Raw genomic sequence first — 16,694 nt, forward strand, 5'->3', positions numbered from 1 at the left:
CGATAGCTACTCCACGACGTCGCGCCGGGCGAGCACGACCGCGGCCGCACCGAGCCCGATCGTGGCATAGGCCAGAGCGAGCCCGATCGCGGAGCCGTAGTCGAGGTTCGCGGACCCCCCGCCGGCGAGCGCGGTGAGCGTGGCGCCGGGGAGCCGATCGGCCAGGTCGCTGGCGACGAGCCGGACGGCGCCCTCGATGACCAGGACGTAGCCGACGCCGACCGAGATCGCCACCGCCGCGCTCCGCGTGAGCTGGGCGATGACCAGCCCGACGACGCCCCACACGACGAGCGCGAGGAACGTGTTGAGCCACGTGCTCGCGACCATCGCGACGATGTCGCCCGCCTCAGACCGCCACCCCGAGGTCGGCAGGTCGGTGACCCGGGCGATCACCGGGCTGAGCGCGACGCTCACGACGGTGGCGACGGTCGCGGCGACCGCGGTCCAGCAGGTCAGCGCGAGCACCTTGCCGGCGAGCAGCCGCAGCCGGTGGGGCTCCGCCTGCACGAGCAGGCGGATGAGGCCGGTGGAGTAGTCGCTGGCGGTCGAGATCGCCCAGTAGGCCAGGGTCACCACGCCGAGGATCGTGGCCGCCGCGCCGAGGCCGGCGACCTGACCGTCCGGGCCGGTGAGCTCGGCCACGGACGGGAACGACCCGCCGGGAGCGGAGGTCGGGATCGGCGTCCCGCCGGAGGCCGCCTGGAACACGACGGTGGTGAACATGGCCGCCAGGAGCGCGGTGAGGCCGAACCAGCCCACGCGGAAGCTGCGGTGGTTGAGGCGGGTCAGCTCGGAACGGGTCGCGCGCAGCATCAGATCGTCTCCTCGACGGCGTGGACCCGCTGGGCTGCGGGCCGGGTGGGGTGAGCCTGGGCGGCTCGCTGCCGGGCGAGATCGCCGTCGGCGGAGCCCGTCAGGCGCAGGAACACGTCCTCGAGGGTCTCCTGGCGAGCCACGAGCAGGCCGAGCGTGATCCCGGCGGCCATGGCAGTGCGGTTCACGGCGGCGGCCTGGTCCGCCGGGCCGTCGACCCGCAGGCCGGGCCCGTCGTCGGCTACGACCCCGCTGGAGACGACCCAGCCGCCGGCGGTCAGCACGTCGCGCAGGCGCGCGGAGTCGTCGGGGTTCTCGGGGCTCACGTCGATGTGCTCGGACGTGCGTGCCAGCAGGTCCGCCATCGGGCCCGCGAAGAGGAGCCGGCCGAGCGTGATGACCACGACGTGATCGCACGCGGCCTCGATCTCGGTCAGCAGGTGGGAGGAGACGACGACCGTGCGGCCCTGCGATGCCAGCGTGCGCAGCAAGGCGCGGATCTCCGCGATCCCGGCGGGGTCGAGACCGTTGGTCGGCTCGTCGAGCAGCAGGAGCTCGGGGTCGGGCAGGAGGGCGGCCGCGATCCCGAGCCGCTGCTTCATCCCCAGGGAGAACGTGCGGACCGGCACCCGATCCCGGCCGAGCAGGCCGACGACGTCGAGCACCTGATCGACGCGGCCGACGCCGAGCCCCCGCAGGTGCGCGAGCGAGAGCAGGTTGGCGTGCGCGGAGAGGTTCGGGGCGAAGGCGGGGCTCTCGATGAGCGCGCCGACCCGGGCCGCGTACCGCGCCGGGTGGGTGATCGGGGCGCCGAGGACCTCGGCGGTCCCGTCGCTCGGGCGGATCAGGCCCACGAGCATGCGGATGAGGGTGCTCTTGCCCGACCCGTTCGGGCCGACGAGACCGATCACCCCGCCGGCGGGCAGCTCGAGATCGAGGCTGTCGACCGCGACCAGCGAGCCGAACCGTCGGGTCAGGCCCGACGTGCGGATGACTGCCATGGGAGGCCTTTCGAGAGAGGAGTGCACCAATGTGAGCGCTCGCTCACATTGCCAGCCGGATCGGCTCCGTGTCAAACCCGTGGCAAGGTGACCGCAGGCGGGCGGCAACGGAGCCCCCGCGCACCGCAGCGATCGAAGAAAGTCAGGCCTGAGCCACCATGAAGCCCCTGGGTACCCCGTACTCGACGTCGGCCACGCGCGTGATGCTCCTGGGTGCGGGTGAGCTCGGCAAGGAGGTCGTGATCGCGCTGCAGCGCCTCGGGGTCGAGACGATCGCGGTCGACCGGTACTCGCGTGCGCCGGGGCACCAGGTCGCCCACCATGCGCGCACGATCGACATGAGCGATCCCGCCGAGCTGCGCGCGCTGATCCTCGCGGAACGGCCCGACGTCGTCGTGCCCGAGATCGAGGCGATCGCGACGTCCGTGCTGGCCGAGCTCGAGGCCGAGGGCGCGGTGCGCGTGATCCCGACGGCCCGCGCGACCCTGCTGACGATGGACCGCGAGGGCATCCGCCGGCTCGCGGCCGAGACGCTCGGGCTGCCCACGAGCCCGTACCGGTTCTGCGACTCGCTCGACGAGCTCGTCGCGGCGATCGACGGCGACGGCCTGACCTCGGGCGTCGGCGCGCCCGGGATCGGCTACCCGTGCATGGTCAAGCCGGTGATGAGCAGCTCCGGCAAGGGGCAGAGCCGGATCGACGACGCGGCCGGGGTGCGCACCGCGTGGGACCACGCGATGTCCGGCGGCCGGGTCGCCGGCGGGCGCGTGATCGTCGAGGCGTTCGTCGACTTCGACTACGAGATCACGCAGCTCACGGTCCGCGCGCGCGGGGCCGACGGCGAGGTCGGAACCTCCTTCTGCGAGCCCATCGGGCACCGCCAGGTCGCGGGCGACTACGTCGAGAGCTGGCAGCCGCACCCGATGCCGCCGGTCGCGCGCGAGCGCGCCCAGGAGATCGCCCGCGCGGTGACGGAGAACCTCGGGGGCGAGGGCGTGTTCGGGGTCGAGCTGTTCGTCTCGGGCGAGCAGGTCTGGTTCAACGAGGTCAGCCCCCGCCCGCACGACACCGGCATGGTCACCATGGTCACGCAGTGGCAGAACGAGTTCGAGCTGCACGCCCGGGCGATCCTCGGGCTGCCCGTGGACACCTCGCTGCACACCGCGGGCGCGAGCGCGGTGATCTACGGCGGGGTCGAGGCGTCGGGGATCGTGTTCGACGGCGTCGACGACGCCCTGCTCGTGCCCCGCAGCGAGATCCGGCTCTTCGGCAAGGGAGAGAGCTTCGCCAAGCGCCGCATGGGCGTCGTCCTCGTGCACGACGACGACGTCGACGTCGCCCGGGCGCAGGCCCAGCTCGCGGCCTCCCGGGTACGGCCGCGAGAGGCCTGACGCAGGGTCCTACGGAGAGCCCGTCTCACATAGTGGACTTCGATTCTTAGCAATCGAGACCAAGGTGTGACCAAATAGTTACTCGCGGGTAACAAATCGCTGCCAAACTTCCGACCACGGCGTTCGCGCCGACCCCCCGGAATCCGGGGCGGGCTGAGACATCCTGCGAGAGGACTCTTGTGAAGAACAGCACGCAACGCCTTGTCGGCGCGGTCGCGACGGCCGCGGTCGCCGCCCTGGCCCTGAGCGCCTGCGGCGCCGGTCGCACCGACGATCCCGCCGCGAGCGGGACTGCCGCCGCCGCCGGAGGGACGCTCCTGGTCGGCACGACCGACAAGGTCACCGCGATCGACCCGGCCGGCTCCTACGACAACGGGTCCTTCAACATCGAGACCCAGGTCTTCCCGTTCCTGATGAGCTTCAAGCCGGGCGGCGCCGACCTCGCGCCCGACGCGGCCGAGAGCTGCGAGTACACCGCCGACACGGTCTACACCTGCGTCCTTCGGGACGGGCTGACGTTCGCCAACGGGAACCCGATCAACGCCTCGACGGTCAAGTTCAGCTTCGACCGCCAGATCGCGATCGCGGACCCGAACGGGCCGTCGTCGCTGCTGGGGAACCTCGCCTCGGTCGACGCGGTCGACGCCAAGACCGTCGCGTTCACTCTCAAGGGCGCGAACGACCAGACGTTCCCGCAGATCCTCGCGTCCCCGGCCGGGCCGATCGTGGACGAGAAGTCGTTCCCGGCCGATGCGCTGCTCGCCGACGACGCGATCGTGACCGCCAAGGCGTTCGCCGGTCCGTACACGATCTCCTCGTACAAGAAGAACGAGCTCGTCGAGTTCGCCAAGAACGCCGACTACGCCGGGATCCAGGGCGCCGCCAAGAACGACGGCATCACGCTCAAGTACTACGCCGACTCGAACAACCTCAAGCTCGACATCGCCAGCGGTGAGATCGACGTCGCGACGCGCAGCCTCACGCCGACCGACATCGAGTCGCTCGGCACCACCAAGGGCGTCAACGTCGTGACCGGCCCCGGCGGTGAGATCCGGTACGTCGTGTTCAACCTCAACACCCAGCCCGGTGGCACCCCGGAGCAGAAGCTCGCGGTGCGCAAGGCGTTCGCGTTCTCGATCGACCGCCAGGAGATTGCGACGGCCGTCTACAAGGACACCTACACGCCCCTGTACTCCTACGTCCCGTCCGGCCTGCCGGGTGCGGCGACGCCGTTCAAGGACCTCTACGGCACCAAGCCCGACGTCGCTGCGGCCACCAAGGTCCTCGCCGACGCCGGGGTCACCACGCCGGTCGAGCTCAACCTGCAGTACAACCCGGACCACTACGGCACGAGCTCCGACGCGGAGTACAACGCCGTCAAGCGGCAGCTCGAGGCCACCAAGCTGTTCAAGGTCCAGCTCGAGTCGACCGAGTGGGTCACGTACGCCAAGGAGCGCACGGCCGACGCCTACCCCGCCTACCAGCTGGGCTGGTTCCCGGACTTCTCGGACGCCGACAACTACCTGACGCCGTTCTTCGACGTGGGCAACTTCCTCGGCAACCACTTCGAGAACCCCGAGATCAGCGCGCTGCTGGCCGCCGAGCGCACCGACGCCGACCCGACGACCCGGGCCGCGACGATCGAGAAGATCCAGACCGAGCTGGCGACGAACTACCTGCCGACCGTGCCGCTGCTCCAGGGCTCGCAGGTGGCCGTGGCCGCCGACGGCGTCAACGGAGTGAAGGACACGCTCAACGCGTCGTTCCAGTTCCGGTACTCGGTCCTCAGCAAGGGCTGACGCACCGCACCGCGTTGCGGGGGCCGCCGAGACCGGCGGCCCCCGCGCGTGGCTTCGTCCCGGGTACCTGACGGGTACCCGGGATCCGGCCCCCACGAACGGACCCCATGGCAGTCACCGTTGTTCCCCCCACCCCGCAGGCACCCGCCGAGCCCGACGCCGGCCCCCCACGGGCCCCGCGCGGCCCCCTGGTCCGGTCCCCGCTGGTCCGTTACCTGCTGGTGCGCCTCGCGCTGATCGTCCCGACCGTGTGGATCCTCGTCACGGTCGTCTTCTTCTTCATGCGGGTCATCGGCGACCCGATCACGGCCTCGCAGGGCGGCCGGCTCTCGGCCGCGCAGCTCGCGGAGCGCAAGGCCGCGGCCGGCTTCGACCGGCCGATCCTGCAGCAGTACGTCGAGTACCTCGGCGGCCTGCTGCGCGGCGACTTCGGCACCGCGCTGACCGATCACCGCAAGATCAGCGAGGTGCTGGTCACCAACGGCGCGGCCACCCTCGAGCTCACGATGTGGGCGCTGCTGGTCGCGTTCGCGGTCGGTGTCCCGCTCGGGCGGCTTGCGGCGCGCTACCGCGACCGGCTGCCCGACGTGTCGATCCGGATCTTCGCGGTGCTCGTCTACGCGGCGCCGGTGTTCTTCGTCGGCCTGCTGCTCAAGCTGCTGTTCTCCGCGACCCTCGGCTGGCTGCCGGCGTCGGGCCGGGCCTCGGCCTCGGTCGAGATCGCGTTGCAGAACGTGCAGCCGAAGACGAACATCATGATCGTCGACGCGATCCTCTACGGCGATCCCGGCTACATCGTCAACGTCCTGGAGCACGCGGTGCTGCCCGCGCTCGCCCTCGGCCTGCTCACCGCGGGGGTGTTCATCCGGCTCATCCGGATCAACCTGCTCGAGACGATGCGCACCGACTACGTCACCGCGGCCCGCGCCCGCGGCGTGTCCGAGCGGGTCGTGGTCCGCAAGCACGCGTTCCGCAACGCGCTCGTGCCGGTCGTCACCGTCATGGGCATGCAGATCGCGATGATGCTCGGCGGCGCGATCCTCACCGAGACGACGTTCGAGTGGCAGGGCCTGGGCTACGTGCTCTCGCGCTACCTGCTGGCGCGCGACTTCGTCGCCGTCCAGGGGGTCGTGACCGCGATCGCCGTCGTCGTGGCGATCTCGAGCTTCCTGATCGACGTCATCAACGCGTTGGTCGACCCGAGGGTGAGGTACTGATGAGTGCACTGGTCGTCACCGAGGCCGAGGGCGTCGCGTCCCTCCCGCCGACCCGTCGCCGCTCGCTGCCCGGGCTCGCGCTGCTGCGGTCCACGCACGGGCTGCAGCGCGGGATGCTCCTGACCGGGCTCGCGGTCATCGTGGTCTTCGTCGTCGTCGCGATCTTCGCGCCGCTGATCGCCCCGTACGGGTTCAACGCCGACCGGGGGGCCGACGGCGTCGTGTTCGGCACCCAGCAGGCGCCGTCGGCCGCGCACTGGTTCGGCACGACCGTCGGCGGCCAGGACGTGCTCTCGCGCGTCATCTTCGGGGCGCGGACCGCGCTCGTGGTCATCGTGCTGGCGGTGTCCATCTCGCTGGTCGTCGGCGTCCCGCTGGGCGTCGTGTCCGGGTACGTCGGCGGCAAGGTCGACCGGGCCCTCGTGCTCGTGACCGACGCGCTGTACGCGTTCCCGTCGCTGCTGCTCGCGATCGTCGTGTCGATCATGATCACGGGCGGCCGCTCGACCCCGATGGGGGGCATCTTCGCCGCGGCGCTGTCCATCACGGTGGTGTTCGTGCCGCAGTACTTCCGGGTCGTGCGCAACCAGACCGTCTCGGTGAAGAACGAGCCGTTCGTGGATGCAGCCCGGATCACGGGGGCCCGCCCGCGCCGGATCATCTTCCGGCACGTGCTGCCGAACGTCTCGCAGTCCATCCCGGTGCTCGCGACCCTGAACGCCTCGGAGGCGATCCTCACGCTGGCCGGGCTCGGCTTCCTCGGGTTCGGCATCGAGCCGTCGTCGGCCGCCGAGTGGGGCTACGACCTCAACAAGGCGCTCTCGGACGCGTCCAACGGCATCTGGTGGACCGGGGTGTACCCCGGCCTGGCCATCGTGCTCGTCGTCTCGGGCGTCACGCTGGTCGGCGAGAGCCTCAACGACATCCTCAACCCGATGCTCCGCACGCGCGGCGGCGGCACCACCACGGCCGACGAGGCGGAGCTCGCGCTCGACGAACCGCCGGCAACCGCAACGCAGGAGGAGGTCCGATGAGCGCCTCGACCGTCCCGACCCCGTCGTCCTCGACCCCGGTCGCCATCGAGCCCGTGCTGGCCATCGAGGGGCTCAGCGTGACGTTCGCGTCCGACGCCGGCCCCGTGCACGCGGTCCGCGACGTGAGCTTCACCGTCGCGCCCGGCGAGATCGTCGCGGTGGTGGGGGAGTCGGGCTCCGGCAAGTCCGTGAGCTCGCGCGCGCTGCTCGGGCTCCTGCCCGGCACCGCGAGCGTCGACGGCTCCGCTCGGCTCGACGGCGTCGAGCTGACCGGGCTGCGCGGCGAGGCGCTGCGCCGGGTGCGCGGGGACCGGATCGCGATGATCTTCCAGGAGCCCGCGACCTCGCTCGACCCCGTGCGCACCGTGGGCTGGCAGGTCGTGCAGTCGCTGCGCGTGCACCGCCGGATGTCCCGGCGGGCCGCGCACGCGCGCGCCGTCGAGCTGCTCGAGCTCGTCGGGATCCCCGACGCCGAGAGCCGGAGCCACTGCTACCCGCACCAGCTGTCCGGGGGCCAGAAGCAGCGCGTCATGATCGCCATCGCGATCGCGTGCGAGCCGGAGCTGATCATCGCCGACGAGCCGACCACGGCCCTGGACGTCACCGTCCAGGCCGCGATCCTCGAGCTGCTGCGCGACCTGCGCGACCGCCTCGGCACGGCGATCGTGCTGATCACGCACAACATGGGCGTCGTGGCCGACCTCGCCGACCGGGTCGTCGTGATGTACCGCGGCGAGATCGTCGAGCAGGCCCCCGTCGCGCAGCTCTTCGCGCAGCCCGCGCACCCGTACACCCGCCGGCTGCTGGCCGCCGTCCCGCACCTGGGCCAGGGCCGGTCGCAGATCGACGTCCGGACGGTGGAGCCGGACCCCGCGGTCGACCTGCCCCTGGTCGTACCCGCGCTGGCCGTCCGCGACCTGGTCGTGGAGTTCGCCGGCCGGCTCGGCAGCCCGCGCGTGCGCGCGGTCGACGGCGTCTCGTTCACGATCGCCCCGGGGCAGGTCCTGGGGCTGGTCGGTGAGTCCGGCTCCGGCAAGACGACGGTCGGGCGGACCACGGTGGGCCTCGTGCCCGCCGCGAGCGGCACCATCGAGGTGTTCGGCACCGACCTGCGCACCGCCTCGCCGGGCGTGCTGCGCGACCTGCGGAGGCGTTTCGGTTTCGTGTTCCAGGACCCCTCGGCCTCGCTCAACCCGCGCGCGAGCGTCGGGGCGGCGATCTCCGAGCCGTTGTCGGTGCACCGCGTGGGCTCGGACGCCTCCCGCCGGCGCAAGGTGGCCGAGCTGCTCGAGGCGGTCGAGCTGCCGGCGTCGTTCGCGCGGCGGTTCCCGCACGAGCTCTCGGGCGGGCAGCGCCAGCGCGTGAGCCTGGCCCGCGCCCTCGTGCTCGGCCCCGACCTGCTCATCGCCGACGAGCCGACGAGCGCGCTCGACGTCTCCGTCCAGGCGACCGTGCTCGCGCTGTTCCAGCAGCTCCAGCACGAGATGGGGTTCGCGTGCCTGTTCATCAGCCACGACCTCGCCGTCGTCGACCTGGTCGCGCACGACGTCGCGGTGATGCGGGCCGGTCGGCTCGTCGAGGTCGGCACGACCGCCGACGTGCTCAACGCGCCCCAGCACGCGTACACGCGTGCGCTGCTCGCGGCCGTCCCGGTCCCGGACCCGGCCGAGCAGCGCGATCGCCGTCTGGCCCGGTCCGGCCTCGAGGTGTCGACCGTCGCCTGAGGCGCCGCCGGTAGGATGCGTCATCTGCTCAAGTTGATGTCTCGGTTACCGATGTATCTGTTGGTTGCCGCGTCCGCGTCGACTGCACGAGCCTGATTCGCAAGGCCGCAGACGACGAAGGTGAGACGTTGAGTTCACGAGGCGTCGACCCGCCGGCCCCGATCCGCGTGATCCGCCTGCTCGGGATCGCTGCGTGGGTGATCATCGCGCTCGGCGCGCTGCTGACCTTCGTGCTTCCCGGCCCGGCCGACGGCGTCTTGATCCGGACCGTGGTGGCCATCACCCTGGCCGTCTTCTTCGTGGTGCTGTGCGCGCGGCTCGCGGTGGCGGCCGTGACGTTCCCGGGGCGTGGGCTCTCGCTGTGGTTCCTCATGGCGGGCGTGCTCCTGTGGGCGGCCGGGGCCGCGATGGTGAGCATGAGCCAGACCCAGACCGTCGTGACCTTCCCCGCGCCGGGGGAGGCCCTCTTCCTCGCCTCCTACCTGGGGATGGCGGGGTATCTGCTGCTCGACGTGCCGCGGCGCGGGATACCGACCGCGGCGATCTGGCTCGAGGCCGCGGTGGTGTGCGGCGCGGCGGTCTGCCTGGCGGGCTTTGCCGTCCTCACCCCGCTGGCCGACACCTCCCCGCGCGGCGGGCTGCAGCTGCTGCTGGCGATCCTCTACCCGTTGATCGACCTCATCCTGGCCACGCTCGTGCTGGCGCAGGCGACGCTGCGGATGCGCGGCTACTCGCGGCGCACCGCCGCACTCGCGCTCGGCTTCCTCGGGCTCGCCGTGGCCGACAGCACCTTCATCGCGACCCTGTCGAACGGGGACTACTCCTCGAGCCTCGTGCTCGACGCCGTCTGGGGCCTGAGCTTCATCGCCCTCGTCGGTGGCGCGATCTCGCGGCCGACGCCGGCGGTCGCGCGGCCGATCGAGCGGCAGAACATCGGCGCCCTGCCGGTCGCCGGAGCGCTCGCGGTGATCGTCCTGGTCCTGCACCCGGCGGGGCCGACCGGGGTCTACGTCATGGCCCCCGCCATCGTCACCCTGGCCTGCGCTGGTGCCCGCATGATGCTCGCCCTGCGTGAGGCCCAGGGGGCCGCCGAAGCGATGCGGCTGTCGCTCACCGACGAGCTGACCGGCCTGCCGAACCGGCGGGCCCTGCTCGCCGCTGCCGACGAGGCGCTGCGCGAGGGTGAGCCGCTGGGCTTCATGCTGCTCGACCTCGACGGGTTCAAGGACATCAACGACAGCCTCGGTCACGCCGTCGGCGACGAGGTGCTCAAGAGCCTGGCGAACCGGATGCGCACCGCGCTCGACAAGGAGATCCTGGTCGCGCGCCTCGGCGGAGACGAGTTCGCGCTCCTCGTGCCCGGGCAGGACGAGCTGCGCTTCTTCGAGATCGCGCAGCGCGTGCGGGCCGTTCTGCAGGCGCCGCTCCGGGTCGACTCGATCGACCTGTCGATCGATGCCTCCGTCGGCATCACGGTGCGCGAGGCCGCCGACACCTCGTCCACCGAGCTGCTGCGTCGCGCCGACATCGCGATGTACGAGGCGAAGCAGTCCCGCTCGGGCGTGCTGCACTTCGACACGTCCCAGGACGGGTTCTCGCGCCAGCGGCTGCGCCGCGGCGAGGATCTGCGGCAGGCGATCGCCGAGAACCAGCTCGTGGTCTGGTACCAGCCGCAGGTCGACGCCCGCACGCGGCAGGTCGTCGCCGTCGAGGCGCTCGTGCGCTGGCGCCACCCCACCGAGGGCCTGCTCTCGCCGATCGCGTTCCTGCCCGACGCCCGCCGGTCGGGCCTCATGCCCGCCGTGACGGAGGCCGTGCTGCGCAGCGTCCTGGTGGACGCCCGGCGTTGGGTGGACGCCGGGCTCTCGTTCCGGGTGGCCATGAACTGCGCCCCGCCCGAGCTGATCGGGGAGCAGTTCCTGCCCGTGCTGTTCGCGGCGCTTGACCGGTCGGGCCTGCCGGGTGACAGCTTGCTCATCGAGGTCACCGAGGACTCGTTCCTGTCCGAGCCCGAGCGTGCCCGCGAGGCGCTGTACGACCTGCGGGCGCACGACGTGCAGGTCTCCATCGACGACTACGGCACCGGCTTCTCGTCGCTCGCGTACCTGCGTGACCTCCCGGTCCAGGAGCTCAAGATGGACCGGTCCTTCGTCTCGACGGTGGTCACCGACGAACGCAGCCGGATGATCGTGCAGACCACGACCCACATGGCACATGCGCTCGGGTTGCGCCTGGTCGCCGAGGGGGTCGAGGACGCGGCGACGGCGACGGAGCTCATCCCGCTCGGCGTGGACGCGTTTCAGGGCTACCACCTCGCCCGGCCGATGCCGGCGGCGGAGGTCGAGGCGTGGGTGCGCGGGTGGTCGACCGGGAACAGCGTCCCCGGTCAGTCCACGTTCGGCGGAGTGCCCGCCGAGCCGCTGGCCCGCCTGCTACCGGAGCCCGACCAGCGCTGACCGCGCCGTCGACAGCTGGGGGGCGGCGCTCTGGAGCCGGAACGCGTCCAGGCTCGGCACGGCGACGCCGTCGAGCCCGATCCCCAGGGTGACGAGCCGGTACGAGTCGGGGAACTGGCGGCGCTGGTTCTCCAGCAACGGGGTGCAGTGGGCGTAGATCGGGGTGCTCGAGGCCGAGCCGAGGTACGGCGCCGGGGCCGTCCCGGGCAGCGGCCGGGTGAGGATCCCGACCGACCCGAGCAATCGCCGGACCCGTTCGTCCAGGATCGCGACGAACGAGGTCATCCGGTTGGCCCGGGCGACGGTGATCAGGCCGTGGTAGAGCGCGAGGGAGAGCCGCAGGCCGCTGGCCGCGCTGCCGCGGCGGACCCCGAGCGTGGCGATCTCCCAGGTCGACCCGAGATCGATCCCGACGGCGGCCGAGGCCCGGGTGCCGTCGACGCCCCACGGGTCCTGGCCGACGTCGACCAGGGTCTTGAGCCCTGCGCGACCGCCGGGGACGAGGAGCCGGACCGCGCCGAGGACCTCGCCGTGGTCGTCCGCGAGCACCAGGAAGACGGAGCTGTCCTCGTACGGCCCGTACTCCTCGTCGAGCTGCTGGCGCGTGTTGCCGAACCAGCGCAGGAACACCTCGGCCTCGCACTCCCGCGCGGACTCGAGCAGATCCCCCTGGGCGTCGAAGTGCATCCAGGTGTCGACGGACATCAGAACTCTTTGAAAACCACGTCGGTCGCGGCGAACCAGTCCCGGGTCAGGTCGACCACGGCCGCGGCGGAGAACGGTTTGCAGGCGTACACGTCGACGCTGAAGAACAACCGCGGGACGTCCCACGCGTAGAAGTGCGCCCCGGAGGTCTCCCAATGGATCCAGCCGGCCCAGCCGTACAGCGGGGACTGGTGGGTCACGGGCTCCATGAGCGCCACCATCTCGATAGTTTTCGACAGGGTGGACAGGTACGCCGTGATGGCGGCGGCATCGATGGGTGCGCTGCACAACCCCTCGACCACGAGCCGCTGTCGGCAGATCTCAGGAGCCAGATCTCGCACGATTTTCTCCAGTTGCTCAAGGCGGGACCACGCGCAGGTGGGCACCGGGGGATGCGACAAATCCTTCCATTGTTTCGGTGCTCTGGAATCCAAGGCACAAATCCCGACCCTGGGGTACCAAAAGGGATTAACCGGGCGCCTGCGTGGAAATTATCACCCGTTCAGCCGTCGAATTCTGCCGTGCTGATCCGGTGTGGATTCGTGCGCCCCGTTCCCGGTTCTCCGAGCTGACCCGGGCGGCGCCGGACGATGACATCTGTCATCTCGAAAAGGTGACACCAATTGGTGGATGACGAGCCTTGTACCCGGACGATCGTCGTCATGGACCTGTCTCGCGTCGCCTCGTGCCCCGCGCGAAAGGTCCTCAGCAATCAATCAGGTGGCACTCAGGGAGAGTTCAGGGTCGAGTCAGGGCTATCCCCGATGCCCTGGCCACCGGTCACCCGACATGCTCGTTGACGACACCACTTCGGCCTCGTGCCGATTCACCCCACCGAACCTGACAGGACGAGCATGACCATGCACAGCAGCGCACTCATCGACAGCGAGATCCGGTCGAGCAGCCAGCTCGTCGATCGCGTGATCGCCTCGGCGCGGGGGCTGGTCAAGACCTACGGCACCGGTGACACCGCGGTGCAGGCCCTGGCGGGCATCGACGTGGACTTCGTCCGCGGGGAGCTGACCGCGATCATGGGCCCGTCCGGGTCGGGCAAGTCGACCCTGATGCACTGCATGGCCGGCCTGGACACGGTCACCGCGGGCACCGTCGTGATCGACGGTGAGGACGTCGGGTCGATGAACCAGCGCCAGCTGACCAAGCTGCGCCGGACCCGGTTGGGGTTCATCTTCCAGGCGTTCAACCTGGTCCCGACCCTGACCGCGGCGGAGAACATCACGCTGCCGCTGGACATCGCGCGTCGCCCGGTCGACCGCACCCTGTTCGACGCGATCGTGGCCGCCGTCGGCCTGGAGAAGCGGCTGAACCACCGCCCGTCGGAGCTGTCCGGCGGGCAGCAGCAGCGGGTGGCGTGCGCCCGCGCCCTGGTCGCGCGGCCCGCGGTGATCTTCGCCGACGAGCCCACCGGGAACCTCGACTCGAAGTCCGCCACCGAGCTGCTCGGATTCTTGCGCCGCAGCGTGGACGACCTGGGCCAGTCCGTGGTGATGGTCACCCACGACCCGCGCGCCGCCGCCTACGCCCACCGGGTGCTGTTCCTCGCCGACGGCAAGCTGGTCGCCGAGCTCACCAACCCGACCCAGGCGTCTGTCCTGGAGGTCCTCGGGTCCCTCAGTGCCGTCGACGACGCAGTCGCCGCTGTTCCCGCCGCTGTTCCCGCCGTGGTCGGCGCCTGATGGGCCGCGTCGCGCTGCGGGGGATCCGCGAGCACCTGGTCCGGTTCATCCTGAGTGTCCTGGCCGTCACCCTCGGGGTGGCGTTCGTGGCCGGCACGTTCTCGCTGCGCACGATGATGAGCTCCACCTTCGACGGGATCGTGGAGTCGTCCATGCCCGCCGACGCCTACGTGCGCGGTGCCGAGCCCGCCGCCGGGCTGAGCACGACCGGCACCACCGGTCAGAACCGCAACACCATTCCGGCGTCCTTGGCGGGCACGCTCGCGCGGGTCGACGGCGTGGACAAGGCGTTCGCGGACATCTCCGGCCCGATCGTGCTGGTCGGCGCGGACGGCACAGCGGTCCAGTCCACCCGCGCACCGAGCTTTGCCTTGGCCCTGTACCCGGACGACACCACCGTCGCGATCGTGGCCGGCCGAGCGCCGGCCACGTCCGGCGAGATCGCCTTGGAGTCCGCGACCCTCCAGTCCTCCGGACTGTCCGTCGGGGACCGTACGACGGCCGTGGTGGCCGGCGTGATCCAGGACGTCCAGGTGGTCGGCGAGGTGTCCCTCGACGGCCCGATGGCCGGCGCCACCATCGTGTACCTGGATGTCGCGACCGCGACCGCCATGTATTCCCCGGACGGCATGGTGTCCACCATCAGCGTCTATGGCAACCCGGACGTCTCCGAGAGTGACCTCGTCGCCCAGGTGACCCCGATCCTGGCCGGCGACAGCGCCGCCGCTGCCGAAGCGCTCACCGGGGAGGCGATGCGCGCCGAGGCCCAGACCGATATCGACGGCCAGCTCGGCTTCGTGCAGACATTCATGCTCGTGTTCGCCGGGATCTCGCTGTTCGTGGGCGCGTTCATCATCTCCAACACGTTCTCGATGTCGGTGCGCCAGCGGATGCGGGAGTTCGCCCTGCTGCGCGCCGTGGGGGCGTCCCCCACCCAGGTGTTCGCCTCGATCCTGATCCAGGCCGCCGTGGTGGGCCTGGCAGGGTCTGCCCTGGGCATCGCCGCCGGCCTCGGCCTGGTCTCGTTGCTGCGCGTCGGGTTCGAGAAGATGGGCATGGACCTGTCCGGGTCCATCCCGCTGGACGCGTCCACCGTGGTCATCTCGCTGCTCATCGGCACCATCGTGAGCGTCGTCGCCGCGGCCCTGCCCGCCCGTCGCGCCGCTCTGACCGCCCCGGTCGAGGCCATGCGCGACGCCACCGGGACCGAGAAGTCCCTGCGCAACCGCACCATCGCCGGCTCGCTCCTCGCCGTCGCCGGCGTCGTCGGCGTGGTCGTCGCGCTCGTCGCCCCGGACACCAACGGGTCGACGATGCTCGGCCTCGGCGCCGGCGGTCTGGTGATCGGGGTGCTCCTGCTGGCCCCGATCCTCGCCCGGTACACCCTGGGTGTCCTGGCTGCCGTCTTCGTGGCGGGCGTCAAACCGTTGGGCCGCCTGGCCCGCGGCAACGTGATCCGCCACCCGAGGCGCACTGCGAACACCGCCGGCGCGCTGATGATCGGCATGGCCCTGGTGGGTGCCGCGTCCGTCCTGGCCGCCTCCGCCACCGCCTCCACCCGATCCATCGTCGACGACGGCTGGACCTCGGACTTCTCCATCCAGTCCGCCACCGGTGCCGTGCCGATCGGCGCGGTCGCGGACGTCCGCGCGCTCGACTCGGTCGGCGCCGTCGACGTGCTCAGCTACGGGCCGACCATGGTGGCCGGCCCGGGCGAGACCGCCTCGCCGCAGGACGCGATGCTCGTCGTCGGCCTGCCTGCCGACGCGTTCGGGCGCAGCATCAAGATCGACACGGTCAGCGGGTCGCTCGACACCCTCGCGGACGGCCAGGTCGCCGTGCAGAAGGACACCTCGACCGAACGCGGCTGGCTGCTCGGCGACGAGGTGACGTTCACCTCCCCGGCGGGGACCACCTCGGCCCGGATCGGCGCGATCGTCGACACGGCGATCATCGGCACCGGGATCATCGCGTCGGACGAGCTCCTGGCCGCGGTCGTCGAGCCCGCCCAGACCACGGTCGAGGACCTGCTCATCACTGCCGCACCCGGCACGGACCCGGTCGCGCTGCGCGCCGACCTCGTCGCCGCCGCCTCGCCGTACGTCGTGCTCTCGGTGCTGGACGCCGAGGAGTTCGCCGCGCAGCTCGCCGACCAGGTCAACCAGATCCTGGTGATCTTGTACGCGCTGCTCGGGCTGTCGATCGTGATCGCGGTCCTCGGCATCGTCAACACGTTGGCGCTGAGCGTCATCGAACGGACCCGGGAGATCGGGCTCATGCGCGCCGTCGGCCTGGGCCGGCTGCAGCTCGCCGGGATCATCACCATCGAGAGTGTCCTGACCGCGGTGTTCGGCACCGTCGTGGGCGTCGTGGTCGGGGTGAGCGTGGCGGCCGCGATGCCGACCGTGTTCACCGGGATCGGCCTGACCACGCTCGCGATCCCGTGGGCCCAGCTCGCCGGGATGGTGGCCATGGCCGCCGTCGTCGGGGTCCTGGCCGCGCTGTGGCCCGCGTCCCGGGCCGCCCGCCTGCCCGTGCTCGACGCCGTCGCGTCCGACTGATGCGCGCCCGGGTCGTTCTCGAGCTCGCCGCGGGTGTGGTGGCCGTCGCCGGCGGGGCGCTGCTGGTCGCGGCCCCCGACGGGTCGCTGCTCGCGCTCGACGCGGCGATGCTCGGGGGCAGCCCGTTCGGCGACTGGCGGCTGCCGGGGATCCTGGTGGCCGACCTCCTCGGCGGCGGACTCCTCGCGGCCGGGATGTGGGACCGCACCAGCGCGCGGCGGTCGCGCTCACCGTTGGCGCCTGCCAGCTCCGCGAAGTGAGTCGCCGGGTGGGCGCCGTGGCGTGGGCCGCGGGCGGCT

The 16,694-nt window shown here is 71.5% G+C and carries 13 protein-coding genes; 9 read left to right on the forward strand and 4 right to left on the reverse strand.

Features of this window, described 5'->3' with window-relative positions; translation table 11 throughout:
* Positions 1–6 precede the first annotated feature (6 nt).
* On the reverse strand, positions 7–813 hold the full coding sequence (locus VTA80_RS13640; RefSeq protein ID WP_407341639.1) for a hypothetical protein: 807 nt from the start codon (positions 811–813) through the stop codon (positions 7–9).
* Positions 813–1,814, reverse strand: a complete 1,002-nt coding sequence (locus tag VTA80_RS13645) for an ATP-binding cassette domain-containing protein (RefSeq protein WP_407341640.1) — start codon at positions 1,812–1,814, stop codon at positions 813–815. Before VTA80_RS13645 ends, VTA80_RS13640 begins: the two co-directional genes overlap by 1 nt.
* Before the next feature lie 158 nt (positions 1,815–1,972).
* Here VTA80_RS13645 and purT point away from each other — a divergent pair, with 158 nt between their 5' ends.
* From purT to VTA80_RS13675, 6 genes are all read left to right on the forward strand, one after another.
* Positions 1,973–3,205, forward strand: coding sequence for a formate-dependent phosphoribosylglycinamide formyltransferase (purT, locus tag VTA80_RS13650; RefSeq protein WP_407341641.1), 1,233 nt, complete (start codon positions 1,973–1,975; stop codon positions 3,203–3,205).
* A 179-nt stretch (positions 3,206–3,384) separates the two neighbouring features.
* Positions 3,385–5,004 carry an ABC transporter substrate-binding protein gene (locus VTA80_RS13655; RefSeq protein ID WP_407341642.1) on the forward strand — a complete coding sequence of 540 codons (1,620 nt, stop codon included), beginning with the start codon at positions 3,385–3,387 and terminating at the stop codon, positions 5,002–5,004.
* A gap of 107 nt (positions 5,005–5,111) precedes the next feature.
* Positions 5,112–6,221, forward strand: a complete 1,110-nt coding sequence (locus tag VTA80_RS13660; RefSeq protein ID WP_407341643.1) for an ABC transporter permease — start codon at positions 5,112–5,114, stop codon at positions 6,219–6,221.
* The gene (locus VTA80_RS13665; protein WP_407341644.1) at positions 6,221–7,255 is read left to right on the forward strand and encodes an ABC transporter permease; all 1,035 of its coding nucleotides are present in this window, start codon (positions 6,221–6,223) and stop codon (positions 7,253–7,255) included. Before VTA80_RS13660 ends, VTA80_RS13665 begins: the two co-directional genes overlap by 1 nt.
* Positions 7,252–8,979: an ABC transporter ATP-binding protein gene (locus VTA80_RS13670; RefSeq protein WP_407341645.1), complete on the forward strand. Its 1,728-nt coding sequence runs from the start codon at positions 7,252–7,254 to the stop codon at positions 8,977–8,979. Before VTA80_RS13665 ends, VTA80_RS13670 begins: the two co-directional genes overlap by 4 nt.
* Before the next feature lie 128 nt (positions 8,980–9,107).
* Positions 9,108–11,435 carry a putative bifunctional diguanylate cyclase/phosphodiesterase gene (locus tag VTA80_RS13675; RefSeq protein WP_407341646.1) on the forward strand — a complete coding sequence of 776 codons (2,328 nt, stop codon included), beginning with the start codon at positions 9,108–9,110 and terminating at the stop codon, positions 11,433–11,435.
* Here the strand turns inward: VTA80_RS13675 and VTA80_RS13680 are convergent.
* The gene (locus tag VTA80_RS13680; protein WP_407341647.1) at positions 11,412–12,140 is read right to left on the reverse strand and encodes a hypothetical protein; all 729 of its coding nucleotides are present in this window, start codon (positions 12,138–12,140) and stop codon (positions 11,412–11,414) included. The genes VTA80_RS13675 and VTA80_RS13680 overlap by 24 nt on opposite strands.
* On the reverse strand, positions 12,140–12,481 hold the full coding sequence (locus VTA80_RS13685; protein ID WP_407341648.1) for an S-adenosylmethionine decarboxylase: 342 nt from the start codon (positions 12,479–12,481) through the stop codon (positions 12,140–12,142). The genes VTA80_RS13680 and VTA80_RS13685 overlap by 1 nt, the downstream gene beginning before the upstream one ends.
* 519 nt (positions 12,482–13,000) lie before the next feature.
* Here VTA80_RS13685 and VTA80_RS13690 point away from each other — a divergent pair.
* From VTA80_RS13690 to VTA80_RS13700, 3 genes are read left to right on the forward strand one after another with little or no spacing between them, the layout of a single operon-like run.
* Positions 13,001–13,834: an ABC transporter ATP-binding protein gene (locus VTA80_RS13690; protein WP_407345775.1), complete on the forward strand. Its 834-nt coding sequence runs from the start codon at positions 13,001–13,003 to the stop codon at positions 13,832–13,834.
* A complete protein-coding gene (locus VTA80_RS13695; RefSeq protein WP_407341649.1) occupies positions 13,834–16,395 on the forward strand; it encodes an ABC transporter permease in 2,562 nt (853 codons plus the stop codon). Before VTA80_RS13690 ends, VTA80_RS13695 begins: the two co-directional genes overlap by 1 nt.
* Positions 16,395–16,655: a hypothetical protein gene (locus VTA80_RS13700; protein ID WP_407341650.1), complete on the forward strand. Its 261-nt coding sequence runs from the start codon at positions 16,395–16,397 to the stop codon at positions 16,653–16,655. The genes VTA80_RS13695 and VTA80_RS13700 overlap by 1 nt, the downstream gene beginning before the upstream one ends.
* Positions 16,656–16,694: the final 39 nt, after the last annotated feature.

This window comes from Pengzhenrongella phosphoraccumulans (assembly GCF_045689905.1).
GTDB lineage: Bacteria > Actinomycetota > Actinomycetes > Actinomycetales > Cellulomonadaceae > Pengzhenrongella > Pengzhenrongella phosphoraccumulans.

Bases quoted from the DNA above. Each gene is read 5' to 3' on its own strand.
- VTA80_RS13640 (WP_407341639.1), bottom strand. From the start codon at position 813: ATGCTGCGCGCGACCCGTTCCGAGCTGACCCGCCTCAACCACCGCAGC.
- VTA80_RS13645 (WP_407341640.1), bottom strand. From the start codon at position 1,814: ATGGCAGTCATCCGCACGTCGGGCCTGACCCGACGGTTCGGCTCGCTG.
- purT (WP_407341641.1), top strand. From the start codon at position 1,973: ATGAAGCCCCTGGGTACCCCGTACTCGACGTCGGCCACGCGCGTGATG.
- VTA80_RS13660 (WP_407341643.1), top strand. From the start codon at position 5,112: ATGGCAGTCACCGTTGTTCCCCCCACCCCGCAGGCACCCGCCGAGCCC.
- VTA80_RS13665 (WP_407341644.1), top strand. From the start codon at position 6,221: ATGAGTGCACTGGTCGTCACCGAGGCCGAGGGCGTCGCGTCCCTCCCG.
- VTA80_RS13670 (WP_407341645.1), top strand. From the start codon at position 7,252: ATGAGCGCCTCGACCGTCCCGACCCCGTCGTCCTCGACCCCGGTCGCC.
- VTA80_RS13680 (WP_407341647.1), bottom strand. From the start codon at position 12,140: ATGTCCGTCGACACCTGGATGCACTTCGACGCCCAGGGGGATCTGCTC.
- VTA80_RS13690 (WP_407345775.1), top strand. From the start codon at position 13,001: ATGCACAGCAGCGCACTCATCGACAGCGAGATCCGGTCGAGCAGCCAG.
- VTA80_RS13695 (WP_407341649.1), top strand. From the start codon at position 13,834: ATGGGCCGCGTCGCGCTGCGGGGGATCCGCGAGCACCTGGTCCGGTTC.
- VTA80_RS13700 (WP_407341650.1), top strand. From the start codon at position 16,395: ATGCGCGCCCGGGTCGTTCTCGAGCTCGCCGCGGGTGTGGTGGCCGTC.